Source organism: Mesorhizobium sp. M7A.F.Ca.ET.027.03.2.1, from assembly GCF_003999175.1.
In the GTDB taxonomy this organism is placed as follows: Bacteria; Pseudomonadota; Alphaproteobacteria; order Rhizobiales; family Rhizobiaceae; genus Mesorhizobium.
In genome coordinates this window covers 1-1,408 of the sequence record NZ_RZOM01001327.1, presented here as the reverse complement: position 1 = coordinate 1,408, position 1,408 = coordinate 1, and the positions used below count along the sequence as shown (strand labels likewise).

At 66.1% G+C, this 1,408-nt stretch carries 2 protein-coding genes; both read right to left on the bottom strand.

All coding sequences use genetic code 11. From position 1 onward, the window contains the following. Positions 1–286: glycosyltransferase (locus EN750_RS34320; protein ID WP_127399277.1), on the bottom strand; the 286-nt coding region annotated here is incomplete at its 3' end. Between the two features lie 4 nt (positions 287–290). Continuing rightward, positions 291–1,397: a glycosyltransferase gene (locus EN750_RS34315; protein WP_127399276.1), complete on the bottom strand. Its 1,107-nt coding sequence runs from the start codon at positions 1,395–1,397 to the stop codon at positions 291–293. Positions 1,398–1,408: the final 11 nt, after the last annotated feature.

The following is a 1,408-nucleotide window of genomic DNA, read 5'->3' as shown; positions in this document are numbered from 1 at the left end:
CGGGCGTGAACGGAATGTCCGACGCAGCGGCGATGCTGGCCAGGCGTTCGGCCGTGCGGTCCATCGAACCGTTGTCGACGACCACGAGTTCGGCGGCGAAGCCGGCATGTGCGCGGCAGGCGGCTTGCACCGACTTGATGCAGGCATCGAGCACCGCGACGCGGTTGCGCGTGCAGATGATGAAGCTGACCTCCGGCGCCGATCGGTCACGGCCGCGACCGGTCGGGGCAGGGTCAAGCGCCGTCGAACGATCGCGCTGCAGAGCTTGGTGGGCTTTGACGATCATGCCTTTAACTCAACCGATGAGACGCCAGAACCGCCGCGGCGGGCGCGGATTTGAAGAAGTATGCCATGGCATCGGCTTGTCTGGCGGCCGACAGCGAGGCGAGGCTGAGCCAGGGCGCCCAGGCGCCGGGCCGCAGCGCATATTGCTCGCGGCGCCGGATGGCGTTCCATTTCGCGGTCCGCGTCAGCAATTCATGCGTCAGCGCAGGCTGCTTTTTGTCGGCGACGAGCTGGTAGAGGAAATAGAACAGGTTCAGCGCGCCAGCCTCGAAGCTCGGCCGCGTCGCCGCCGGCAGCGAGCGGATTTCCTCCTCCAGCGCGACGATGAAGCTGGCCGCACGGGCGACCGTGTCGTGGCTGACCGCATCGCCGATGTCTCGCAGGTCCCGCGTGGCCTGCGCCAGGCCCTCGCGCTCGAGGTTCTCGGCGACGATCCGCAAATGCGTCCTGCGCATCTCCTTGACGTGCCGGCTGGTCACGCTTGCCTCATGGACGCGGTAGACGACCAGGTTTTCGGGCATCATGGCTGCCGGGTAACGGCCGGCCAGCCGCCTGAAAAGATCGAAGTCCTCGGCGTGCCTGTAGATCGGGTCGTAGTGGAGAACGCTGTCGTCGACGACCTTCCTGTTGTAGACGACCGTCGGGTGCATAAAGATCGTGAAGAACATCGCCAATACAGGGATGCGGCCGAACTGGAACACCGGATCGGGCTTACCCCTGGCGATGCGGCCGCGGATCAACATGTCGACGCCGGCGCCGCAGAAGCCCAGTTCGGGCCGCCGCTCAAACAGCGCCACCTGGCGCGACAAACGCCAGGGATAGGCGACGTCGTCGGCGTCCATCCGCGCGACCAGTTCGCCCCGGGCGAGCGCCAGCCCTTCGTTGAGCGTCGCGACGAGGCCGCGGTTTTCGCGCGAGACGATCGAGATGCGGCTGTCGGCCTCTTGGCATCGCTCCAGTATCTCGAGCGAATTGTCGGTCGAGCCGTCATCGATCGCGATGATCTCCAGGCGACTGTGATCCTGCCGCAGGATGCTTCCCAGCGCGGCGGCGAGATAGGGGCCGGCATTGTAGACCGGCAACAGGACGGAGACGAGCGGCGCGGCGGTCATCGTCTTGCATC